This is a genomic window from Roseobacter sp. (assembly GCF_024639605.1).
Classification (GTDB): Bacteria; Pseudomonadota; Alphaproteobacteria; order Rhodobacterales; family Rhodobacteraceae; genus Roseobacter.
The window spans coordinates 1-21,098 of record NZ_JAHEHZ010000057.1; the positions used below are offsets into that span (position 1 = coordinate 1).

At 62.4% G+C, this 21,098-nt stretch carries 18 protein-coding genes; 5 read left to right on the forward strand and 13 right to left on the reverse strand.

All coding sequences use genetic code 11. From position 1 onward, the window contains the following. Nucleotides 1-219: 219 nt before the first annotated feature. The 3 genes from Q0M35_RS09360 (at nucleotide 220) to Q0M35_RS09370 (ending at nucleotide 3,497) form a co-directional block, all read left to right on the forward strand. Nucleotides 220-2,184, forward strand: coding sequence for a heme lyase CcmF/NrfE family subunit (locus Q0M35_RS09360; RefSeq protein ID WP_295314493.1), 1,965 nt, complete (start codon nucleotides 220-222; stop codon nucleotides 2,182-2,184). Then, a complete protein-coding gene (locus Q0M35_RS09365; RefSeq protein WP_295314495.1) occupies nucleotides 2,181-2,639 on the forward strand; it encodes a cytochrome c-type biogenesis protein in 459 nt (152 codons plus the stop codon). The genes Q0M35_RS09360 and Q0M35_RS09365 overlap by 4 nt, the downstream gene beginning before the upstream one ends. A gap of 81 nt (nucleotides 2,640-2,720) precedes the next feature. Further along, entirely contained in the window at nucleotides 2,721-3,497 is a 777-nt protein-coding gene (locus Q0M35_RS09370) for an enoyl-CoA hydratase-related protein (RefSeq protein WP_295314497.1), read from the forward strand. 5 nt (nucleotides 3,498-3,502) lie between these two features. Here Q0M35_RS09370 and Q0M35_RS09375 read toward each other — a convergent pair whose 3' ends face one another. The 3 genes from Q0M35_RS09375 to gltX form a co-directional block, all read right to left on the reverse strand. Then, nucleotides 3,503-3,811 (reverse strand): hypothetical protein, encoded by a 309-nt coding sequence (locus Q0M35_RS09375; RefSeq protein WP_295314499.1) that lies wholly within the window; start codon nucleotides 3,809-3,811, stop codon nucleotides 3,503-3,505. 390 nt (nucleotides 3,812-4,201) lie between these two features. After that, the gene (gene gltA, locus Q0M35_RS09380) at nucleotides 4,202-5,497 is read right to left on the reverse strand and encodes a citrate synthase (protein WP_295314501.1); all 1,296 of its coding nucleotides are present in this window, start codon (nucleotides 5,495-5,497) and stop codon (nucleotides 4,202-4,204) included. 118 nt (nucleotides 5,498-5,615) lie between these two features. Next, nucleotides 5,616-7,016, reverse strand: coding sequence for a glutamate--tRNA ligase (gene gltX, locus Q0M35_RS09385; protein WP_295314503.1), 1,401 nt, complete (start codon nucleotides 7,014-7,016; stop codon nucleotides 5,616-5,618). An 88-nt stretch (nucleotides 7,017-7,104) separates the two neighbouring features. Here gltX and Q0M35_RS09390 point away from each other — a divergent pair, with 88 nt between their 5' ends. After that, the gene (locus Q0M35_RS09390; RefSeq protein WP_366519655.1) at nucleotides 7,105-9,141 is read left to right on the forward strand and encodes a ComEC/Rec2 family competence protein; all 2,037 of its coding nucleotides are present in this window, start codon (nucleotides 7,105-7,107) and stop codon (nucleotides 9,139-9,141) included. 18 nt (nucleotides 9,142-9,159) lie between these two features. Here the strand turns inward: Q0M35_RS09390 and lexA are convergent, their stop codons facing one another. From lexA to Q0M35_RS09425, 7 genes are all read right to left on the reverse strand, one after another. Next, the gene (gene lexA / locus Q0M35_RS09395; protein ID WP_295314505.1) at nucleotides 9,160-9,861 is read right to left on the reverse strand and encodes a transcriptional repressor LexA; all 702 of its coding nucleotides are present in this window, start codon (nucleotides 9,859-9,861) and stop codon (nucleotides 9,160-9,162) included. 68 nt (nucleotides 9,862-9,929) lie between these two features. Continuing rightward, nucleotides 9,930-11,102, reverse strand: coding sequence for a gephyrin-like molybdotransferase Glp (gene glp / locus Q0M35_RS09400; RefSeq protein WP_295314507.1), 1,173 nt, complete (start codon nucleotides 11,100-11,102; stop codon nucleotides 9,930-9,932). Further along, nucleotides 11,099-11,578 (reverse strand): cyclic pyranopterin monophosphate synthase MoaC, encoded by a 480-nt coding sequence (gene moaC / locus Q0M35_RS09405; RefSeq protein ID WP_295314508.1) that lies wholly within the window; start codon nucleotides 11,576-11,578, stop codon nucleotides 11,099-11,101. Before moaC ends, glp begins: the two co-directional genes overlap by 4 nt. 1 nt (nucleotide 11,579) lies before the next feature. Continuing rightward, a complete protein-coding gene (trpC, locus tag Q0M35_RS09410; protein ID WP_295314510.1) occupies nucleotides 11,580-12,392 on the reverse strand; it encodes an indole-3-glycerol phosphate synthase TrpC in 813 nt (270 codons plus the stop codon). After that, nucleotides 12,389-13,045, reverse strand: coding sequence for a uracil-DNA glycosylase (locus tag Q0M35_RS09415; protein WP_295314526.1), 657 nt, complete (start codon nucleotides 13,043-13,045; stop codon nucleotides 12,389-12,391). The genes trpC and Q0M35_RS09415 overlap by 4 nt, the downstream gene beginning before the upstream one ends. Before the next feature lie 2 nt (nucleotides 13,046-13,047). Beyond that, nucleotides 13,048-14,067: an anthranilate phosphoribosyltransferase gene (gene trpD, locus Q0M35_RS09420; RefSeq protein ID WP_295314512.1), complete on the reverse strand. Its 1,020-nt coding sequence runs from the start codon at nucleotides 14,065-14,067 to the stop codon at nucleotides 13,048-13,050. Next, the gene (locus tag Q0M35_RS09425; protein WP_295314514.1) at nucleotides 14,064-14,645 is read right to left on the reverse strand and encodes an aminodeoxychorismate/anthranilate synthase component II; all 582 of its coding nucleotides are present in this window, start codon (nucleotides 14,643-14,645) and stop codon (nucleotides 14,064-14,066) included. Before Q0M35_RS09425 ends, trpD begins: the two co-directional genes overlap by 4 nt. A gap of 204 nt (nucleotides 14,646-14,849) precedes the next feature. Between Q0M35_RS09425 and Q0M35_RS09430 the strand changes: the two genes are divergently transcribed. Continuing rightward, entirely contained in the window at nucleotides 14,850-16,847 is a 1,998-nt protein-coding gene (locus Q0M35_RS09430; RefSeq protein ID WP_295314516.1) for a divergent polysaccharide deacteylase family protein, read from the forward strand. 10 nt (nucleotides 16,848-16,857) lie between these two features. Here the strand turns inward: Q0M35_RS09430 and Q0M35_RS09435 are convergent, their stop codons facing one another. From Q0M35_RS09435 to Q0M35_RS09445, 3 genes are all read right to left on the reverse strand, one after another. Continuing rightward, nucleotides 16,858-18,939, reverse strand: a complete 2,082-nt coding sequence (locus tag Q0M35_RS09435) for an EAL domain-containing protein (RefSeq protein ID WP_295314518.1) — start codon at nucleotides 18,937-18,939, stop codon at nucleotides 16,858-16,860. A 140-nt stretch (nucleotides 18,940-19,079) separates the two neighbouring features. Beyond that, the gene (locus tag Q0M35_RS09440; RefSeq protein WP_295314520.1) at nucleotides 19,080-20,117 is read right to left on the reverse strand and encodes a succinylglutamate desuccinylase/aspartoacylase family protein; all 1,038 of its coding nucleotides are present in this window, start codon (nucleotides 20,115-20,117) and stop codon (nucleotides 19,080-19,082) included. A 3-nt stretch (nucleotides 20,118-20,120) separates the two neighbouring features. After that, on the reverse strand, nucleotides 20,121-21,098 hold a 978-nt coding region (locus tag Q0M35_RS09445; protein WP_295314522.1), incomplete at its 5' end, for a chorismate-binding protein.

The window sequence follows — 21,098 nt, forward strand, 5'->3', positions numbered from 1 at the left end:
AAAGGTCGAAGTTCAACTATCTCGGCCAGTAGCGAAACCAGATTTGACCTCGTCGTGCAGCCGAAGCTTGCTCCCGCGATACCCCCTGCCGGTCCTCTGACGACTAAGTGAGCGCGTCCGGGTGTCGCTTGGACCCGGGCGCGAGACGGCCTAAAGTAAGGGCGTGCCGGAAACCGCGCGACGGTGTCGCCGAAGGGCGCAAAAGAGGGGGTGGCGAACATGGTAGCCGAGCTTGGGCATTTCGCCCTGATCCTTGCCGCGATGGTGGCGGTGGTCCAGACTTTCGTGCCGCTCATCGGGGCGCAACGAGGCTGGTCGGGCTGGATGGCGTTTGCCGTGCCCGCGGCGACCGCGCAGTTCCTGTTGACGGGACTCGCCTTCGCGGCGCTGACCTATTCCTTCGTGGTCTCCGATTTCTCGTTGCGGCTGGTCACGCTGAACAGCCACAGTCTGAAACCGATGCTCTACAAGGTTTCCGGCGTCTGGGGCAATCACGAGGGCTCTATGCTGCTCTGGGTGCTGATCCTGACGCTGTTCGGGGCCTGTGCGGCGTGGTTCGGCGGCAACCTGCCGCCGACGCTGAAGGCCCGCGTGCTGGCGGTACAATCCTCGGTAGCGGTGGCATTTTTCGCCTTCATCCTGTTCACCTCGAACCCGTTCCTGCGGCTGGCCGTGCCGCCGCTGGACGGTCAGGACCTGAACCCGCTGCTGCAGGATCCCGGCCTCGCCTTTCACCCGCCGTTTCTCTACCTCGGCTATGTCGGCCTGAGCATGGCGTTCAGTTTTGCCGTCGCCGCCCTGATTGAGGGCCGGGTCGATGCCGCCTGGGGACGCTGGGTGCGGCCCTGGACGCTGGCGGCGTGGATGTTCCTGACCATCGGTATCGCACTTGGCTCCTGGTGGGCTTATTACGAGCTTGGCTGGGGTGGCTTCTGGTTCTGGGATCCGGTCGAGAATGCGTCGTTTATGCCCTGGTTGCTGGCCGCGGCCCTGCTGCACTCCGCGATTGTCGTGGAAAAGCGCGAGAGCCTCAAAAGCTGGACGATCCTGCTGGCAATTCTTGCATTCGGCTTTTCACTGATCGGGACATTTATCGTGCGCTCGGGTCTGCTGACCTCTGTGCATGCTTTTGCAAATGATCCCGAACGCGGTGTTTTCATTCTGATGATCATGGCGTTTTTCACCGGTGGAGCGCTCATTCTCTTTGCGATGCGGGCAGGGGCTATGGAGGCGCGCGGCGTTTTCTCTCTCGTCAGTCGCGAGAGTGCGCTGCTGGCCAATAATCTTCTGCTGGCTGTGTCATGTTTTGTCGTCTTTGTCGGCACCATGTGGCCCCTGGTCGCCGAGATGTTCTTTGACCGCAAGCTCAGCGTGGGCCCGCCGTTTTTCAACATGGCCTTCACGCCCTTTATGGTGCTGCTGGGCCTGATCCTGCCTCTGGGCTCGTCAATGCCCTGGAAGCGCGCGAGTATTGCGCGTGCGGCCCGGCCGCTGCGTTATGTTTTTGTGCTCGCGCTTGCAGTGGGCGGGCTTGCCTGGGCCATGCAGACCGGGCGCAGTCTGATCGGCCCGGTTGGCATGTTCCTCGCGGCCTGGGTGGTTATGGGGACCATTATTGATCTTGCGCAACGCACCGGGCGCGGTCCTGGCCGTCTGGCGCGGCTCACGCGCCTGCCGCGCGCTGACTGGGGCAAGATGGTCGCGCACAGCGGCCTGGGTCTGACGATGATGGGCGTGGCCGGCCTGACCGCCTGGCAGATGGAAGACATCCGTGTAGCACAGATCGGTGAGCCCTTCGCGGTTGGCAGTTACACTCTGACACTAAACGATGTGCAGCGGGTCGAGGGGCCGAATTATCTGTCGACCATGGGGTTTGTGACCCTGGCAGAGGACGGGCGCGAAATTGCCTCGCTCCGGCCAGAGAAGCGCATTTATCCGGTGGCGCAGATGCCGACAACAGAAGCCGCGATCGATTATGACCTGCTGCGCGATGTCTATGTGGTGATCGGCGACGAGCAGATTCAGGGCGGCTGGACCATACGGACCTATATTAAACCGCTCACCAACTGGATCTGGATCGGGTGCGGCCTGATGGCGCTTGGCGGTCTGCTCAGCCTCTCTGACCGCCGGTTCCGGGTGGCCGCAGGCGCGCGCAAACCCGCTGCGGGAGTGCCGGCTGAATGATCCGCGCATTCGCCTTCGTGCTGATGCTGTTGCTGCCGGGGGTTGCGCTTGCAGTGCAGCCCGATGAGGTGCTGGACAACCCGGCGCTGGAGGAACGCGCGCGCGACATTTCAAAAGGGCTGCGGTGTCCGGTCTGTCAGAACGAGAGCATCGACGAGAGCAACGCCAATATTGCACGGGACCTGCGGTTGATTGTCCGCGAGCGTCTGGTCGCCGGGGACAGCGACGAGGAAGTCGTGGATTTCGTGGTGGCCCGCTATGGCGAGTTTGTGCTTTTGCAGCCGACGGTGACGGGCGCGAACTGGCTGCTTTATGCGGCCGGGCCGCTGATGCTGATCCTCGCGGGCGGTATCGGGCTTTTGTATCTGCGCGGTCGCGCCACCGGGACGGCCCCTCAAGAGGACGCGCTGAGCGACGCGGAGAGCGCGCGTCTGAAAGAGATTCTCAAAGACTGACGCCTCGTTTTTCTTTTCTGAACTGCCCAGTCTGATATGACGGCGTAAGGCCACCCGCCGCCCGTCGGAAAAGGACACCCCATGGATTATCAGACATTGACCTTCACGCATGAAAACGGCGTGGCAACCGTGACGCTGAACCGTCCCGACAAGATGAATGCGCTGACCACTCAGATGCGGGCCGAGATCGCATACGCGGTTACGGAAGCGGGCAAGCAGGCGCGGGTCGTGGTCATCACCGGTGCCGGCAGGGCCTTTTGCTCGGGCCAGGACCTGGGCGACCGGGTCGGGGCCTCAAACATCGATCTGGAACGGACCCTGCGCGATGAATACGCGCCGATGCTGCGCGCGATTTCCGACTGCCCGGTGCCGACCATCAGTGCCGTCAACGGGGCTGCGGCAGGGGCAGGGGCCAATCTGGCGCTGGCCGCGGATGTGGTGATCGCCTCGGAGAGTGCTTATTTCCTGCAGGCCTTTGCGCGGATCGGGCTTATTCCGGACGCGGGCGGCACCTGGGTGCTGCCGCGCACGATGGGCATGGCCAAGGCGATGGGAGCCGCCCTTTTTGCCGATAAAATCACCGCGCGCCAGGCGGATGACTGGGGCATGATCTGGGAAGCGGTTGCGGACGCTGATTTCGACGAAACATGGAAAGCCCGGGCCGCGCATCTGGCCGAGGGGCCAACGGCGGCCTATAGCGCCATCAAAACAGTGATCCGGCGCTCGTGGGACAATGGTTTCGAAGACCAGTTGGCACTGGAAGCGCGGATGCAGGGTAATTGCGGTAAATCGCGCGATTTTAAAGAAGGTGTCCTGGCGTTCACCGAAAAGCGCGCTGCGAAATTTGAGGGCCGGTAGGGCGCTCAGTTACGCGGGCCTGTCACAAAGCGCTCGACCAGCACCACATCGTCCGGCCTGATCCGCGGTCCCATGGCGCAGGCGATCACCGCCACGGCCACGCCATCTGCATGAACCGCCTGAACACCGTCTGAGACTTCGGTGACGGTGATATGGGGCGGGGTGTCGCCGCGGTCATAAACGACGGCGACCCGATCATTTTCAGCGCTGCGGTCGTGGATCAGGGCGCACTGCGTGCCTTCTCCGCCGACCATCGGCATATCACGGGCAAGTCCGCCGTTCGGGGCGGTTCTGGATGAAATCACATGCGGCATAAATCACTCTTTATAGCGAACAGGCATAAAGCCACGGCCCGGTGAAACGGGCGTTAATAGATCTGGTCTGAATGGCTGTGATCCGGCCCGGCCCCCTCAGGCAGAACACCGGAACTGACTTAGTCACAACCGGTCCGGCGCAGCACTGCACCGGGTTGAGCGGCAGTCTGAGCCCCTCGCAGGGTCAGGTCAAGAAACCGGGCTTATTATGCAACCGCGCGAAACAATGACATATTTTCGCCTTTTTTCACCGGTTGGAATGGCGACAGTCGACCCGCTCAGCCGGTACCTGGTACAAGGGCCAGCGATGGGGTGATTCGGGCAGTACCGCACAGAAAAAGGCCGGTTCCCGAAGGATCCGGCCAGATACTTCAGCGGTAACCGTGCAGGTTACCTGTTCTCGATATCGCTGTAATCGCGGGCTGTTTCGCCGAGATAAAGCTGGCGCGGGCGGCCGATTTTAAGCTGCGGGTCGCTGATCTGCTCTTTCCACTGCGAAATCCAGCCCACCGTCCGCGCCACGGCGAAAATCGGTGTGAACATCGACGTGGGAAAGCCCATCGCCTCAAGGATAATTCCGGAATAGAAATCCACGTTGGGAAAGAGCTTCTTGTCGGCAAAATAGGGATCGGCAAGGGCTGCGGCTTCGAGTTCCTTGGCGACCTGCAGGATCGGATTGTTATCAACGCCCAGCAGCTCCAGCACCTCGTCGGCACTTTCCTTCATCACTTTGGCGCGCGGATCGAAGTTTTTATAGACCCGGTGGCCAAAGCCCATCAGGCGGAAAGGGTCGTCTTTGTCCTTGGCACGAGCAATGAACTCAGGGATCCGGTCGACGGTGCCGATCTCGTTCAGCATCTCCAGACAGGCCTGGTTGGCGCCGCCGTGCGCAGGGCCCCAGAGACATGCGATGCCGGCCGCGATGCAGGCAAACGGATTGGCGCCGGACGATGATGCCAGACGAACCGTCGAGGTCGAGGCGTTCTGCTCGTGATCGGCGTGCAGGGTAAAGATCCGGTCCATGGCGCGGCTGAGGATGGGGTTAACCTGATAGTCCTCGGCCGGAACCGCAAAGCACATGCGCAGGAAGTTGGACGCATAGTCCAGATCATTGCGCGGATAGATGAAGGGCTGCCCGATAGTGTATTTATAAGCATTGGCGGCGATCGTCGGCATCTTGGCGATGAGCCGGATTGAGGCCACTTCACGCTGCCAGGGATCGGTGATGTCGGTGCTGTCGTGATAGAAAGCAGACATCGCCCCGACCACGCCGACCATAACGGCCATCGGGTGCGCGTCCCGGCGGAAGCCACGAAAGAAGTTCATCATCTGCTCGTGCAGCATTGTGTGATTGGTCACACGGCTTTCAAAATCTTCCAGCTGCGCGGGCGAGGGAAGCTCACCGTAAAGCAGCAGATAGCAGACCTCGAGATAGTGCGATTTACCTGCCAGCTGGTCGATCGGATAGCCGCGGTGCAACAGCTCGCCGGCGCCCCCGTCGATGAAGGTGATGGTGCTGTCGCAGCTTGCCGTAGAAGTAAAACCGGGGTCATAGGTGAAAACACCCGCCTGAGCGTAAAGTTTGCGGATATCGAGAACATCCGGACCGGCAGTGGGAGAATAGATCGGCAGATCATACTCCTTGCCATCAATCGTCAGCTTTGCGGATTTTGTGCTTTCAGCCATTATCGGTCCTTCCTGTCGTAGCCGCGGGCGGACCCGCTGTGGAGCCAGTGACAGGCGAAGCGCCGCACAAGGCCATCATATCGTTCCGCGCTTCGGGCGCAGGGGCCGTCTCTGTGGCTTACTCAGCAGCGTCAGAGAGGCGGGCCAGAGACTCGTCACGCCCCAGCACCAGCATCATATCAAAAACCGACGGGGTAACAGCCCGACCCGCGAGTGCTGCACGCAAAGGCCCGGCCAGCTTGCCGAATTTGGTGTCTTTGCTCTCCGCGAAGCTGTTCAGAGCCGCCTCCAGATTTTCTCTGTCCCAGCTAGCATTTTGCAGCTGCGGCGTCAATTCCCCGAGTATACCACGGGATACCGGGTCCAGGTTTTTCGTTGCTTTCTCGTCTGGCTCAATTGGACGGGAGGTCAGAGCAAAGTGAGCCTTTTCAAGAAGTTCCGGAAATGTCTTTGCGCGCTCTTTAACGCAGTACATGGCCCTGCCCAGCATATCCTGCTGTGCGGGTGACAGCGCCGGCGCCTCCGCTGCTGCGAGAAATCCGGTGATCTCACGCTGCAACGCAGCATCATCTGTGACCGCGATGTGCTGCCCGGAGAGGTTCTCGAGCTTTTTAAGGTCGAACCGCGCCGGACTCTTGCCGATGCCGCTGAGATCGAACCATTCGCGCGCCTGGCCGTCGGTAAAGAACTCGTCATCGCCGTGGCTCCAGCCGAGCCGTGCGAGATAGTTGCGCATGCCGGCGGCGGAATAGCCCATCACCTGATATTCCTGTGCGCCCAGAGCACCGTGGCGTTTACTGAGCTTTTTACCGTCCGGCCCGTGAATGAGCGGAATGTGCGCCCAGACCGGCACGTCCCAGCCCATTGCATCATAGATCATCATCTGCCGCGCAGCATTGTTGAGATGGTCGTCTCCGCGGATCACATGGGTCACGCCCATGTCGTGGTCATCAACAACAACGGCAAGCATGTAAACCGGTGTGCCATCTGAACGTAACAGGATCATATCATCAAGCTGGTCGTTGCTGATGCGCACATCGCCCTGGACCTCGTCGCGGATCACCGTCTCGCCGGTGAGAGGCGCGCGGATGCGGATGACGAACGGTGCGTCAGGATGGGAGGAAGGATCGGCATCGCGCCAGGGCGAGCGGTAAAGCGTGCTTTCGCCTTTTTCGCGGGCAGCGTCGCGGAAAGCTGTGATTTCCTCCGGTGTGGCAAAACACTTGTAGGCCTTGCCTGAGCTGAGCAGTTCACGGGCGACCCCTGCGTGCCGGTCGGCATTTTCGTACTGGCTGACGATTTCCCCGTCATGATCGAGCCCCAGCCAGGCAAGCCCCTTCAGGATGGCTTCTGTCGCTTCGGGGGTAGAGCGCGCCCGGTCCGTGTCCTCAATGCGCAGCAGAAACTGCCCGCCGCGTCCGCGCGCATAGAGCCAGTTAAAGAGCGCCGTGCGCGCGCCGCCGATGTGCAGGTACCCCGTGGGAGACGGCGCGAAACGGGTGACAACGGGTGCGGACATGCGGGTGTTTACCTTTCAGTAACCATGGGGGGATAGGAATTCCGGACGTATCTATCCAGTGCGGGAGACGGGAGCAAGGAGGAGCTGCTTGCGCACCATCAAAGAGGTCCTGCTGCGCCAGCGCAGCCATATGTTCGAGTGGGTGCCGGTGGCGCTGGCGCTTGGCATCGGGTGGTACTTTTCCCTGCGTTTTGAGCCCTCCGCACTGTTTCTTGTTTTTGTTTCAGGGGGGCTTTTCGGAGCTCTGATCCTTGCGCGGTTTCTTGGTGAAGCCTTTTCGCCTCTGGCGCTGGGGTCGGCCGCTGTGGCTGCCGGCTTTTTGCTGGCGGCACACCGGGCCCATGATGTGGCCGGGCCGGTGATCGGATGGCGCTACTACGGCCCCGTAGAGGGACGTGTGGTTAATATCGATCGCAGCAGTTCGGATGCCCTGCGCCTGACGCTGGACCAGGTGACGCTTGAGCGTGTGCCGCCCGCGGGCACGCCCGCTCGTGTGCGCATCTCGCTGCACGGGGACCAGTCGGCATCGGTCGTTCCGGTTCCGGGGTTGCGGATCATGACGACGGGGCATCTGTCCCCGCCCGGCGGGCCGGTGGAGCCCGGCGGTTTTGATTTTCAGCGCCATGCTTGGTTTGGCCAGCTTGGTGCTGTGGGCTATACCCGTGTGCCGGTTCTGGCCAGTGCGCCAGCCAGCGAAGGGGCCGCGGGGCTTGCTGTTTTCAGAATGCGCATGGCCGCCTCGGCCCGGGTTCAGGATGTATTGCCCGGCGATGTAGGGGGCGTTGCCGTCGCCGTTACCACAGGCGCGCGCTCCGGCATCAGCCAGCAGGCGCTGGAAGACCTGCGTGCCAGTAATCTGGCGCATCTTCTGGCGATCTCGGGGTTGCACATGGGGCTGCTGAGCGGCTTTGTCTTTGCACTCCTGCGGGTGGTTCTGTCGCTGATCCCGGCACTGGCGCTGCGGATCAATGTCAAGAAAACAGCAGCCGTGGGGGCACTGGCCGCAGCCTCTTTTTATCTTGCCATGTCGGGGGGGAACGTTGCCACTGAACGGGCATACGTCATGGTGGCGGTGGCTTTTGGCGCCATCCTGATCAATCGCAGAGCCATCAGCCTGCGCGGGGTCGCAATCGCTGCGGTCATTGTGCTTTGCCTGCGGCCTGAAGCACTGCTGGGACCAGGCTTTCAGATGTCTTTCGCGGCCACGACGGCCCTTGTGGCCGTCTTCGGATGGGTGCGGGACGCGAAAATCTCAACCGGGCCGAAATGGGCGGCCCCCGTGGTGGGGGTGCTGATGTCATCCGGCATCGCCGGGCTTGCCACAGCTCCCATCGGGGCCGCGCATTTCAACGCTCTTGCGCATTACGGATTGCTGGCCAACCTTCTTTCCGTGCCGGTGATGGGGGCCGTGGTTGTGCCTGCGTCAGTGCTGGCGGCGATCCTTGCGCCCTTCGGTCTGGACTGGATCGGTCTGTGGCTGATGGGTGCGGGACTGCAATGGATCCTTGGCGTGGGTACCTTTGTTGCCGGGCTCGACGGTGCGCGTTCTTTCGTTCCGGGTCCCGGAGCGGTGGTGCTGCCAATGATGGCTCTGGGGGCGCTCTTTGTGATCCTGTGGCGGGGGCGGTTGCGCGTGGCTGGGTTGGTGCCGGTGCTGGCCTCTTTTGTGCTCTGGTTTCAGGCGGATCGTCCGCTTGGGCTGATTGCGGAAAACGGCGCTCTTGTGGGTCTGATGACAAGTGAGGGCCGCGCGCTCAGTAAACCGAAAGGGGCCGGGTTTGTTGCCCGGAACTGGCTGGAAAACGATGGTGCACCTGCGGATCAGGCGGTTGCCGCCGCGCGCTGGCCGGCGGGGGGCGGGCAGTTGCCCGGGGGGATGTCGCTGGTGCACCTGTCGGGCAAAAAAGCGGTTGCAGCGTTCAGCGGATGCGCGGCGGATGAGGTAGTGGTGGCCAGTCTGGACACACCTCTCAAAGAGACGGGATGCACCGTCTTTGACCCTGCATACCTGCAAAGCACCGGTGCAGTGGCAATTCATGAAACACGCGACGGGCTGAAGTTCATCTCCGTGCGAGATCTCACTGGGTCCCGGCTCTGGACCCACTGGAAAGACGAGCGCGATTGAGACCGCGCCCGGCAGGCTTCAGTAGGTGCGGATCAGGCCGACCAGTTTGCCCTGCACTTTAACTTTGTCTTCGGTGAAAATGCGGGTCTGATAGGCCGGGTTGGCAGCCTCAAGAGCGACCCGGTCGCCATCGCGTTTAAACCGTTTCAGCGTGGCTTCGTGATCTTCCACCAGCGCCACGACAATATCGCCGTTCTGTGCCACGCTGGTCTCGCGGATCACCACAACGTCGCCGTTGTTAATGCCGGCCTCGATCATCGAATCCCCCTTCACCTCGAGCGCATAGTGGTTACCCTGACCGCTGAGCATCTGTCCGGGCACAGCGACACTGGCCGATTGCTCGCTGATTGCCTCGATCGGGACACCGGCCGCTATTCGGCCCATCAGTGGCAATGCCTGCGCCGTGACACCGCTGACGAATTGTGCGCCGGCGGGCAGCGGGCCATCGGGCCGGTCGCCCTCAATGACGCGCGGAGTGAACCCGTGCTGCGGCGCACCGCCGAGACTTTCGGGCAGCTTCACAATTTCGATGGCCCGGGCACGGTGGGCGAGGCGGCGGATAAAACCGCGTTCCTCCAGCGCCGTAATCAGACGGTGGATGCCCGATTTGGAGCGCAGATCCAGCGCTTCCTTCATTTCGTCAAAGCTGGGCGGAACGCCGTCCCGCTGCATCCGTTTGTTGATGAAATCCAGCAAATCCAACTGCTTCTTCGTGAGCATGTCCTGTCCCTTCGCCACAGTGATGTGCGTTTGTTCTAGTCTTGTTCACGTTTTGTGTCAACAGCCGCTCAGATCGGGATGTAGCTGACCATCTCTCCGGCGGCCCGCTCGGGATCATGTGGCGGGCGTACCAGCAGAGCGTCAGCACCGGCCAGTACGGTGAGCAGGGAACTGTCCTGCCGGTCGAACGGCGTGATACCGTCCCCGCCGAGACGCGCGCGCATATAGTGCTCGCGGGGTCCGTTTTCGGGCATGCCGCAGGTCAGCGGTGCTTCGGCCCGTCGTGCCGGTGCCATCGGCAGGCCCTGCATGGCCCGGATGAAAGGCGCGACAAATACCGTGCCACAGACCAGCGCCGAAACCGGATTGCCGGGCAGGCCGATCATCGGCACACCGGCAAGTCGCCCTGCCATCAGTGGTTTGCCGGGTCGCATCGCGACTTTGTAAAATGACTGTTCCATGCCCAGATCTGCTGCGACCCCGGCTACAAGATCATGATCTCCGACCGAGGCGCCCCCGATGGTGATGATCAGATCGGCCGTCCCGGCGAGCGACAGAGCCGCGCGCAGAGAGGGCTCATTATCGCCTGCGATGGGCAACAGGCGCGGCAGTGCACCCAGAGCGTCAAGCTGCGCAGCCAGCCCGAAAGTATTGGAGGCGATGATCTGATCCGGCCCCGGTGTCTCGCCTGGCATCACAAGCTCATCCCCGGTGGCGAGAATTGCAACCGTTGGCGACCGTGCAACAGGCACGCGCGCGATGTTCATTGCGGCCAGCAGAGCGATATCCGCAGGGTTCAGCCGTCGTGGCGCCGCCACTTTATCACCGGCGCTGAAATCACCGCCGGCGGGGCGGACATTGTCCTTGTCCGAAATGTCGCGCCCGAGCGTGATGAGATTGCCGCGACGCGTCACGTCCTCCTGTATCACGACGAAGTCTGTACCCTCGGGGACCGGCGCGCCGGTGAAAATACGAGTGCACTGACCGGGGCCGACGGTGCCTTCAAAGCGGTGCCCTGCGGCCGCTTCACCGATGACTTTGAACATCGCGTCCGGTTCGACCTCAGCCCGGCGGAGCGCGTAGCCGTCCATCGATGAGGCGGCAAAGGGCGGTTGTGTACGCGCAGCCGTGACATCGCGCGACAGCACCCGGCCGGCGGCATCGCGCAGCGCGACCTCTTCGGTCTCAGGCGCCGGCACGAGGGCAAAGAGCTGCTCAAGCGCCCCGGCGACCGAAATCATGGCGCCTTATACCGGCCCGACTTGCCGCCGTCCTTGAGTACGACGCGTGTGCCTCCGATCTCCATGCCCTTATCGACGGCTTTGGCCATATCATAGACGGTCAGAGCCGCGACCGAGGCCGCGGTCAGCGCTTCCATCTCGACGCCGGTCTGGCCGGTCGTTTTCACGGTGGCCTCAATACGGTAGCCGGGCAGGTCCGGATCAGGGGTCAGTTCCACCGCAACTTTCGTGACAGGCAGCGGGTGGCACAGCGGGATAAGATCGGGCGTGCGCTTGGCCGCCATGATCCCGGCCAGCCGGGCCACCCCCAGAACGTCACCTTTTTTTGCGCGTCCTTGCTGAATGATATTAAAGGTTTCTGGCAGCATCCTGATGTGACTTTCAGCCACGGCGATGCGGCTGGTCACGGGCTTATCGCCCACGTCCACCATATGTGCCGCGCCCTTGTCGTCAAAATGGGTCAGCTTTTCCGCCATGTTACATCCCGCCGGCAGTCGCCGGATTGGCGAGCAGTTTGCGGGTTGCAGCTTCCACATCATCATGGCGCATCAGGCTTTCGCCGATCAGAAAGACGCGGGCGCCATAACGGGCCATGTCAGCCAGATCCTCAGGCGTACTGAGACCGGATTCCGCGACGATCAGGCGGTCGGCAGGTACATCGCGCGAAAGCTTGCGCGTGGTGTCGAGCGAGGTTTCAAACGTTTTCAGATCACGATTATTAATGCCGATCATACGGCTTTTCAGCTGGCTCGCCCGCGCCAGTTCCCCGGCATCATGGACCTCCAGGAGCGCGTCCATGCCCCATTCGGCCGCTGCCTCTTCCAGCTCTTCGGCCTGGGCGTCTGATACGGAGGCCATGATGATCAGAATGCAGTCAGCCCCGAGCGCGCGGGCCTCGGCCACCTGATAGGTGTCATACATGAAATCTTTGCGCAGAACCGGCAGGTTACAGGCGGCGCGTGCAGCCACCAGATAGTCTTTGGATCCCTGAAAGCTCGGCGCGTCCGTCAGAACCGACAAGCAGGTCGCACCGCCGTCCGCATAGGCTCTGGCGATTGCTGCCGGGTCAAAATCTGCGCGGATCAACCCTTTGGACGGGCTGGCTTTTTTTACTTCAGCGATCAGACCATAGGCTTTGATTGAGTCCTGATGCAGTGTTTCCGCAAAGGGCCGGACCTTGGGTGCTGCACGGGCTTCTGCCTCAACCGCCTCGAGTGGCTTTGCAGCCTTGTCGGCGGCTACTTCGTCCAGCTTATAGGCTTTGATTTTATCAAGGATGGTTTCAGTCATGGGGCCTCCGGCGCATCGGCCCAGTTTATGGACCGATGACCGCGTTCCTGCAACCACGCATTGGCCCGGCTGAAGGGGCGGGAGCCAAAAAATCCGCGCCGTGCAGAAAGCGGCGAGGGATGCGCCGTTGCGATTTTGAGATGCAATCCCGGATCCACATCACCGGCGACCTTATGCGCCGCGGCCCCCCACAAAAGCCAGGCGCGGGGTGTGCCGGCCAGACGGTCGAGCACCTGAGCGGTCAGCACCTGCCAGCCGAGGCGGGCATGACCACCGGCAGCACCGGCCGGAACGGTCAGGCAGGTATTAAGCAGTAACACGCCCTGATCGGCCCAGAACCGCAAATCTCCGGTCGCCGGACGTGCGCCTGTATCAGCTTCAAGCTCTTTAAAAATATTGCTCAGCGACCGGGGCAGAGGCGACACGCCGGGCTCTGTGGAGAAGGCAAATCCGTGCGCATGTCCGGGTGTCGGGTAGGGATCCTGCCCAAGGATCACAACGCGCACGTCATCGGGCGGCGTGCGGTCCAGCGCTGCGAAAATCCGGTGCTGCGGGGGCAGGATCTGCCGCGCGTCAGCGGCCAGCTTTGCCTCGATCCCGGGTAAAGTGTCGCGGAAAAAAGGCAGGTCATCCCAGGCCTGTGGCGGGCGCAGGTTCACGCTCCCTGCGTGATCCGCGCGACGGCCGCGATTTTCTCAGCCGCCGCTCCGCTGTCGATCGAGGTCCGGGCCATGTCGACGCCCTCCTTGAGATCGCCGGCGGCGTCTGCAACCACGAGAGCCGCCGCGGCATTCAGCAGAACAGCATCGCGATAGGCAGAGGTCTCGCCGCCCAGCAGCGCCTTGAAATCACGCGCGTTTTCTTCAGGTGTGCCGCCGATGATCGCCTCGAAAGGATGCACCGGCAGGCCGGCGTCGTCGGGGTGGATTTCCATATCCGTGACGGTACCGTCACGGCCGAGAGCGCAGACCCAGCTCACCCCGGTAATCGTCAGTTCATCGGTGCCGTCAGAGCCATGCACCAGCCAGGCCTTTTCCGAGCCCAGTGCGCCGAGTGTTTCGGCCATGGGGCGGATCAGATCGCGCGAAAAAGCACCGGTGAGCTGGCGTTTTACGCCCGCAGGGTTGGTCAGCGGGCCGAGAATATTGAAGATTGTGCGGGTGCCGAGCTCTGCGCGCGTGGGCATCACATGCGCTATCGCCGGGTGATGCATCGGTGCCATCATAAAACCGATACCTGCCTCTCTCAGCGCCTTTTCAACAACTTTGGGGCCGACCATCACATTCAGGCCCATCTGCGTCAGCGCATCGGCAGCCCCGGATTTCGAAGAGAGGTTGCGGTTGCCGTGTTTGGCCACCACCACACCCGTGCCCGCAACCACGAATGCCGTGGCTGTTGATATGTTCAGTGTGCCTTTGCCGTCACCCCCTGTGCCGACGATGTCCATCGCCCCGTCCGGCGCCACGACCGGGTTGCACTTGCTGCGCATGACAGCGGCCGCGGCGGCGTATTCCTCCACCGTTTCGCCGCGGGTGCGCAGCGCCATCAGCAACCCGCCGATTTGGCTCGGGGTCGCTTCTCCCTCAAAGAGAATGCCAAAGGCTTCTTCGGCTTCCGCGCGCGACAATGCACGATCCGCAGCGGCGTCAATCAGCGGCTTAAGGGTTTCACTCATGCGGGCACCTGCATGTCCGTGAGGAAGTTCTTCAGCAGGGCATGGCCGTGCTCGGAGCGGATCGATTCCGGATGAAACTGTACGCCGTGGATCGGCAGGTCGCGGTGCTGCAGGCCCATGATCGTGCCGTCTTCCAGATCCGCGGTGATGCGCAGAGTTTCGGGCAGGGTGTCGCGATCGACGATCAGCGAATGATAGCGGGTGGCCTCAAAAGGTGACGGAAGCCCCGCGAAGAGGCCGGTGCCGGTGTGACGGATAAGTCCCGCTTTGCCATGCACTATGTCTTTTGCGCGCACCACGCTTCCGCCAAATGCCTGACCGATTGTCTGGTGACCCAGGCAGACCCCCATGAGCGGTGTGCGGGTTTCCGCCGCTGCCTGCGTCAGGGCAAGGCATATCCCCGCCTGATCCGGGTCGCAGGGCCCGGGTGACAGCAGGATGCCCCCGGGACGCATCGCCATGGCTTCCTGCACATCCAGGGCGTCGTTTCGCCGGATAACAACATCTGCCCCGAGGCTGCCCAGATAATGGACGAGGTTGTAAGTAAAACTGTCGTAGTTGTCGATCAGCAGCAACATGTTCAAAACTTTGCAATCAGGGCTGGAGACTGGGCCCCCGGGCGCGGTATAGTTCGTGCGTACTTGTTCAGGGTTGGCAGGCTGCGTCAAGAGGCGGCACCGGTCCTGTGCAGAGCGGCAGCCTTGCAGGGCGGTCCGGGCACGGGAGTGCGTGAGGGCCGAAGGCTGCACCAATGAGACACAGAACGCGAGGGTGGGCAGACCGTGGCAAAAGGATTTTTCAAAGGTGCGCTCTGGGGCAGTTGTGTCAGCCTCAGCGCAGTCGTGCTGGTTTCAGTATTCAGCAGCGGGCTGCCCCGGCCGCCCGAAAATGAAGCCGATACTGCACAGAAGCCCCCCGTTTCATCGCCGCCCGCAAGCGCGCCTGCCGAGACACGCGACACTGCGGAAGAAGAGCCTGGCGCAAAACCCGGGTCTCAACAGACCACAGCCGGTAAAGGTACCGGTGCGGAGGGCACAACCCTGGCCGCAGCAGGGGCGCCTGATACGCTCGACGGGTTGCGCGAAAGCGATATGACACCGGCGGCCGTGCCGGATGCGGGCTCAGCCGCTGCAGTACTGCCCCAGGATGCGGCCAGCACGACAGGCACGGCACCTGCGGCCCCTCAGACCGATGCGCCGGTCGCAGGGGCGGGGCAGACGACTGCTCTGACGACGCCCTCGGCGGAGCCTGCCGTGACAGTATCGACCAGTTCTGCCGCACTACCAGCCGAAGCGGAGAGTACTTCATCTGAGACAGCCGCCGCAGCGCCGGTGGTGCAGACGGATGTTGCGGCACTTGCACCCCCGAAAGATCCCGCAGAACCGCAGTCCGCGCCTGCACCGGAGGAGGGCTCCATTTCGAACCTGCCGATGCAACCGCCGGCGCCTGACCTTCCGTCAGAACGCAGCGCTTTCACTGAAGCGGCGCCCGATACAATTGCGGCTGCCGATCCGGCGCAGCCACAGGCGCCGGCGGTTCTCGCCTCAGGCACAGCCTTTGAAGACAGCACCCGACCGACCCCGGATGATGGCGGACCCCAGGTAGCTGAGATTACTGCGATGGCGCCCGCGACAGAGCAGCCGGAGAGCGACGGCGCCGCTGTGGCGCAGATTTACGCCAGCACCGATACCGCGTCCGCCAGCGTGCCCGAGGTTCAGGTCGCGGTAACACCCGAACCGGACGCCGGACTTCCTGCGCAGGAGCCCGCCGCGACCGGACCGGAACCCGAAGATACCCGGCCCGAAACCCGGACCGCGGTGCGCCGGCCCGATCCGGTGACACGTGATGTGGCTGATGATATTGCCGATACCTCATCCCAGGGCGCGCCGCCTGCCGTGGCAGATGAGCCTGCTCCGGTTGTGATTGCGCAGAATTCCCTGGAGGGCAGCTTTGCAGACAGGACAGACGGGGTGACCACAAACCGGCTGCCCAGTCTGGGCGATGAGGAACCGGAAGCGGAGGTTGCGCCGGCTGAGGCGCAGGCTTCAGGAACTGACGATGCGTCGGATACTGCGGATACCCCTCCCGGATCCGCATCACCGCTTGAGCAGTTCGCGCGGCCCGCAGAGAACCCTGAAGGCAAGCCGGTAATGTCGATTGTTCTGATGGACGACGGCGTTGACCTTGCTGCGGCGGCGATCGGGCTGCCCGCGCTGCGCCGTTTTCCGCATCCCGTGACATTCGCAGTCAAAGCCAGCCTGCCGGATGCCGCCAGCCGCGCCGAGGCCTACCGCAACGAGGGTTTTGAAGTGCTGGCGATGATCGATCTGCCGGAAGGCGCGTCCGCGACAGACGCCGAGGTGTCCGTCGCCGCGGCGCTTGCGGCTGTGCCCGAGGCAGTCGGCGTTCTGGAAGGCCCGGGCACCGGGGTGACCACAACGCCTGACGCGGCGCGCCAGGTCTCTGAGATCCTCGCAGCGAGCGGGCACGGGCTGGTTACGCAGAACCGCGGGCTTAATACCGCGCAAAAGCTTGCAGCGCGTGCCGGCGTGCCGTCAGCCGTTGTTTTCAGGGATTTCGACAGCCAGGGCCAGTCACCTGTGGTGATCCGGCGGTTTCTTGACCAGGCCGCCTTTCGTGCAGGTCAGGAGGGTGGCATCGTGATGCTGGGCCGGCTGCGCGAGGATACTCTTTCGGCGCTGCTTGTCTGGGCCCTGCAGGACCGCGCGGACAGGGTTGCGATGGTGCCGGTGAGCGGTGCGCTTTCGGTACCGGAGTAACGGCCAGCCGTCAGGCCCGTCGTCCCGCAGTTTCCTCGTGACGGATCAGAGCCCATGTGTGAAAATCTGCAGCGCGCATTGGCTTGCCGATCAGATACCCCTGAACGGTGTCGCAGCCCATGCCGGCCACGAGTTCAAGCTGTTCCTGGGTTTCGATCCCTTCGGCCACGACGGTCATACCGAGGCTGCGCGACATGGTGACAAGGGCTGCGATAATGCTTTCCGCGCGCGGTTGCGGGACAGGCGAGATCAGCGACTGGTCCAGTTTGATGCCGCTCAGCGTCAGCTGCGAAAGCGTGGACATCGACGCATATCCGGTGCCGAAATCATCCAGCGACACGGCAATACCCGCGTCTGCGATGCGCGCGATGGTTCGGGCAGCCATATCATCTTCGCTTTCGATCAGCGTGCTTTCGAGAACCTCGACCACGAGATCCTGCGGGGAGAGATGCCGGCTTCTGATTTCCTGCATAAGGCGTTCGGGCAGATGCTGGTCATGGAGCGTTGAAGGGGAGGCATTGATCGAAATCTTAGGCAAATCAATGCCAGCGGCGCGCAGTTCTTCGAGTTGATCCAGGCCTTTGCTCAGCATCATCATATCGATGGCGCGCAACAGGCCGGCCTGTTCAGCCGCGGCCAGAAAAATGGCCGGCGGCACAATCCCGCGTGTCGGATGGTTCCAGCGCACCAGGACCTCGCATCCCGCCAGCCGTAACGAGCCGGCACAGACCTGTGGCTGCATCCAGGCCTCAAACTCGTCGCGGTCGATAGCTGTTCCGATTTCGGAGAAGAGCGCGTTACGGGTCTCAATATCGGCGCGTAATTCGCTTGAGTATCCGTGCGCACGCCCGCGCCCTGTTCGTTTTGCCTCGTAAAGAGCGAGATCACTTTCAATCAGTAGCTGGTCCGGGGTCGCGGTTGAGGACCCTGCGAGCGTGTAACCGGCAGAGGCGCCGGTACGGCAGGTTCCGCCCTCAGACACGAAAGGCTCTGAAAGTGCGTCAACGATCCTGCGCGCCAGGTCTTCAATGGCCTGAACCGAGGCGGGTTCGGTGACGACGACCACAAACTCATCACCGCCGATGCGCCCGACCAGATCTCCGGGCGATGTCTCACGGCGCAGCAGAGAGGCTACCTTCTGCAGCAGCGCATCACCGGCAGCGTGGCCCAACCGGTCATTCACTGATTTGAAACGGTCGAGATCGATTTTGAGAACGCCCAGCGTGATATCGGCCTTTGTGTTTGCGGCGGGCAACTGACTGAGAAATTCATTGATGGCCCGCCGGTTGGCCAGTCCGGTGAGCGTGTCATGGTTGGCAGCATGGGCGAGGGTGCGCCGCGCGCTCACCAGTTCTGAATTGCGCGCGCGCAGGGCGTCATAGGATCTTGAGAGCTGTTTTTTGCGCCGTTCCAGCCGCGAAATTGCGCGCGATACAGAAATCTGCGCAGGCAGAAAAATCAATGCGGCTTCCAGCACGAAAATGAGCACGGCGATATAGAAGGTTGTGTGCTGGATGTGCAGCAAACGGCGGCTTTGCGCCTTTGAGTGGTTTTCCAGCAGCGAGACGGCTTTGTTGAGCTTGCCAAGAAGGTCATGTTCGCCCCAGACCGTAAGCTGATCCCGGATGTTAATACGCTCTGCGCCTTCGGCGACCGGATAATATGTGGCCATCGCGGCATACCGTCTGGTGAACGCATCGAGCGGAACCGGCCCGGTCCGGTGATATAGTGTTAACAGCGTCTCCGGCAGACCGGGCCAGTTGACGAGCAACTCGTGGGCCTGCTCAAACTCGGCCACGGACTTTTCCAGTCCGGCCAGGGATGCACCGCTGTCAGAGATATGCATATCATTGACATAGAACAAAATTCTCTGGCTCAGCATGCGTTGCCGTCCGGCGATATTGATCAGCTCTGCGTATCCGTCACTCGCGTGTATCGACATCAGCGAGGTTACGTGCGACGCGCTCATCATGCCACCGATCAGCACAAAGGCCAGCAGATACCTTTTCCACAGCGACTGTGGCCTGAGCAGACAGATGTGGCGTGCCACAAACCGCCGCATCCTGTTTCCCGGCCATCCCGTTGGTTTCATTCCAGAGCTCCGCGCAGACATGCACCTTGCGGCGCGGGGTCAATGTGCCTCACGGAAGTTGATGAAGTGTCGCGACAGGGGCAAATACTGCCCGGAAAGTATCGCCAATTTGAGATTAACCCGCTTGTTCAGCAGGGGGCTCAGATGATCTCGTCCTCGTCAAAGAGCGGATCACTTTCAAGTTGTGCGGCGAGGCCCCCGACAGTGTCGCCCGAGGCTTCGGGGCTGAGTGCTGCCAGATGAAAAACTGCGTCGCCTTCATTGACGACTGGCAGAATGGCGCGGCCGATCAGGATGCCCGGCCCGGGCGAGAGAAGGTCGGTTTCCACCTCGCCGAATGGGTCAGATACGGTGGCCAGCACATCGCCTTTCTCTACGGTCTCGCCCTCGGCGCGGAAGGTCCGCAAAAGCCCGCCCGCCGGTGCGCGCAGCCAGCTTGAGGATTTGCAGATATAGGGCCGCTCTCTGGCTTTGGCGATGCCGCGCGCCGGCAACATATCGACGCTGCGCATTACGCGCAGAATACCGGCGACCCCGGCGCGCACGGCCATTTCGTCAAAGCGCAGACCTTCCCCGGCTTCATAGAGCAGCACAGGCGTGCCCCGCGCTGCGGCCTCACCCCGCAGCGACCCGTCGCGCAGCGGTGAGGTCAGAACGACCGGTGCGCCAAAAGCCATTGCCATATTCCGCGTGGTGTCATCGCGGGGCGACAGGCGGATCTGTGGCAGATTGGTGCGGTGAATGGCGGCCGAATGCAGATCAATGCCAAAATCACAGCGCAGCACAACGTCCTGCAGAAAGATATGCGCCAGGCGCGAGCCCAGCGATCCGCCCGGATGGCCCGGAAAGCAGCGGTTGAGATCCCGGCGGTCCGGCAGATAGCGCGAACGGTTGAGAAAGCCGAAAGAGTTCACCACCGGCACCACCAGCAAGGTGCCGCGCAGCGATGCAAGCTGCGGCGCGCGCAGCAGACGGCGCACGATCTCGACACCGATCACTTCGTCCCCGTGCACTGCCGCCGAGACGAACATCGTGGGACCGGCGCGTTTGCCGTGATGGACCTGAACGGAAAGATGGACTGGCGTGTGATCGGGCAGGATGGAAACCGGCAGATTTACCGTGCCGCTTTTACCCGGTGCGAAACGCTCACCTGCGATTTCAAAGGGCGCGCGCGCCATCGCTCAGTCGTTTCCTTTGCCGGAGAACCGCGCAGCATCGGCCGCCGCGCGCCGGATCGCATTGGATTTGTGCACCGTTTCCTGATATTCGGCTTCCGGGTCGCTGTCATATACAACGCCGCCGCCGGCCTGGATATAGAGCTTGCTGTCCTGCACAACGGCTGTTCGCAGCGCGATGCACATGTCCATATCGCCTCCCGCGCTGAAATAGCCGACACCACCGCCATAAACGCCGCGCTTTTCGGGCTCCAGTTCGTCGATGATCTGCATCGCGCGCACCTTGGGCGCACCGGATACCGTGCCCGCCGGCATGCCCGCGAAAAAGGCATCGAGCGCGTCTTTATCCTCGTGCAGCTCTCCCACCACGTTGGAGACGATGTGCATCACATGGCTGTAGCGTTCTACGATAAACTCTTCGGTCGGGCGCACGGTGCCGATTTTCGCCACACGCCCCACATCGTTGCGGCCCAGATCAAGCAGCATCAGATGCTCAGCTAGCTCCTTCTTGTCGGCCAGCAGGTCGGCCTCAAGCGCGTTGTCCTCGGCCGGGGTCGCACCGCGGGGACGGGTGCCGGCGATGGGGCGGATCGTTACCTCGCGGCCAAACACGCGCACCAGGATTTCCGGGCTGGCGCCGATGACCTGAAAGCCGCCGAAATTGAAATAGAACATGAAAGGCGAGGGGTTCGTACGCCGCAGTGAGCGGTAAAGCGCAAAGGGGTCCTGGGCGAATTCCTGCGTCCAGCGCTGTGCGGGCACGACCTGGAAAATGTCGCCGGCGATGATGTAGTCGCGGGCCTTTTCCACGGCGGCTTTATAGCCCTCATGGGTGAAGTTGCTGACCGGCTCGCCTGGTGCCGCGGCCTCGCCCAGATCGCGCGTGGCAGAGGGCATCGCGCGCTCGAGATCGCGCACCGCGTCCATCACCCGCTCGGCGGCCTGCGCATAGGCCGCGCGCGCGGTCTGACCTTCAGACACCCA

Coding starts and splice junctions, on each gene's coding strand:
- Q0M35_RS09360 (WP_295314493.1), top strand. CDS start 220: ATGGTAGCCGAGCTTGGGCATTTCGCCCTGATCCTTGCCGCGATGGTG.
- Q0M35_RS09365 (WP_295314495.1), top strand. CDS start 2,181: ATGATCCGCGCATTCGCCTTCGTGCTGATGCTGTTGCTGCCGGGGGTT.
- Q0M35_RS09370 (WP_295314497.1), top strand. CDS start 2,721: ATGGATTATCAGACATTGACCTTCACGCATGAAAACGGCGTGGCAACC.
- Q0M35_RS09375 (WP_295314499.1), bottom strand. CDS start 3,811: ATGCCGCATGTGATTTCATCCAGAACCGCCCCGAACGGCGGACTTGCC.
- gltA (WP_295314501.1), bottom strand. CDS start 5,497: ATGGCTGAAAGCACAAAATCCGCAAAGCTGACGATTGATGGCAAGGAG.
- gltX (WP_295314503.1), bottom strand. CDS start 7,016: ATGTCCGCACCCGTTGTCACCCGTTTCGCGCCGTCTCCCACGGGGTAC.
- lexA (WP_295314505.1), bottom strand. CDS start 9,861: ATGCTCACGAAGAAGCAGTTGGATTTGCTGGATTTCATCAACAAACGG.
- glp (WP_295314507.1), bottom strand. CDS start 11,102: ATGATTTCGGTCGCCGGGGCGCTTGAGCAGCTCTTTGCCCTCGTGCCG.
- moaC (WP_295314508.1), bottom strand. CDS start 11,578: ATGGCGGAAAAGCTGACCCATTTTGACGACAAGGGCGCGGCACATATG.
- trpC (WP_295314510.1), bottom strand. CDS start 12,392: ATGACTGAAACCATCCTTGATAAAATCAAAGCCTATAAGCTGGACGAA.
- trpD (WP_295314512.1), bottom strand. CDS start 14,067: ATGAGTGAAACCCTTAAGCCGCTGATTGACGCCGCTGCGGATCGTGCA.
- Q0M35_RS09425 (WP_295314514.1), bottom strand. CDS start 14,645: ATGTTGCTGCTGATCGACAACTACGACAGTTTTACTTACAACCTCGTC.
- Q0M35_RS09435 (WP_295314518.1), bottom strand. CDS start 18,939: ATGAAACCAACGGGATGGCCGGGAAACAGGATGCGGCGGTTTGTGGCA.
- Q0M35_RS09440 (WP_295314520.1), bottom strand. CDS start 20,117: ATGGCGCGCGCGCCCTTTGAAATCGCAGGTGAGCGTTTCGCACCGGGT.